The 546-nt window shown below is 57.7% G+C and carries 1 protein-coding gene; it reads left to right on the top strand.

What is annotated here, in order from left to right; translation table 11 throughout:
- Positions 1–214: 214 nt before the first annotated feature.
- Positions 215–546: pirin family protein (locus tag ACTWPP_RS45130; RefSeq protein ID WP_443110639.1), on the top strand; the 332-nt coding region annotated here is incomplete at its 3' end.

Here is a 546-nt window from a genome sequence, read left to right as displayed (position 1 = left end):
ATACGTGAGCGCGGAGGGCACCTTGCCCAGTTCATGCGCGGCGGCGGCAAAGCTACCCTTGCGTTCAATCGCGTCCAAGACTTCCAGGGATTCCAGCGAGAGCGCCATATTCAGAATTTTTGATGGAATGAATCAAAGCCGTACGGCGCAACTATAGCCAATCTGCGTACCATTCACACATCAACGCAGTAATTTGGATAGGAGATTCATCAAAATGATTGAAATCCGCCACTCTCAAGACCGCGGTTACGCAGACCACGGCTGGCTCAAGTCGTATCACAGCTTCTCGTTTGCCGATTACATGGACCCGGAGCACGTCCAGTTCGGGCCGCTACGCGTCATCAACGAAGACCGCGTTGCCGCCGGCATGGGCTTCGGCACGCACGGCCACCGCGACATGGAAATCATCAGCTACGTGCTGGACGGTGAGCTGGCGCACAAGGACAGCATGGGCAATGGCAGCGTACTGCGCCCCGGCGACGTGCAACGCATGACGGCTGGGACAGGCGTACGTCACTCCGAGTTCAACCACGCGCAGGACCAGAC

Origin of the sequence: Actinomadura sp. 3N407 (assembly GCF_052245875.1) — a bacterium.
GTDB lineage: Bacteria > Actinomycetota > Actinomycetes > Streptosporangiales > Streptosporangiaceae > Spirillospora.
This window is presented reverse-complemented; position numbering and strand designations above follow the sequence as displayed.